Source organism: uncultured Shewanella sp., from assembly GCF_947491715.1.
Lineage (GTDB): Bacteria > Pseudomonadota > Gammaproteobacteria > Enterobacterales > Shewanellaceae > Shewanella.
This window is the reverse complement of the sequence record NZ_CANLKR010000143.1, coordinates 1-292: the sequence shown is the minus strand read 5'-3', so window position 1 is coordinate 292 and position 292 is coordinate 1. Positions and strand designations below refer to the sequence as shown.

The window sequence follows — 292 nt, the reverse complement described above, 5'->3', positions numbered from 1 at the left end:
CAAGCCCCAGCACGGCTTGCCAAATTTCACACAATTGACGCTCAGTATCATTACGCGGCGCCACATACTCGTCACTATTTACCAACTCAGGCTCAGGCAAGGCCTTGCGATCTAACTTGCCATTGGAAGTGAGTGGGATTTCACTAATGGGAATATAAACCGATGGATGCATATAAAGCGGTAAACTCTCTTTTAACGCATTGGTAATATAGCTAGCTTGACTTTCTGCGTTAAATGAGGGCGAAACCAAATAAGCCACTAAGTGATTATCATGCACCTGCGTAATGGCCTC

Annotated in this window: 1 protein-coding gene; it reads right to left on the bottom strand. The window is 45.2% G+C overall.

All coding sequences use genetic code 11. The annotated features are described in order from the left end of the window. On the bottom strand, window positions 1-292 hold a 292-nt coding region (locus tag Q0779_RS23890; protein ID WP_298776764.1), incomplete at both ends, for a hypothetical protein.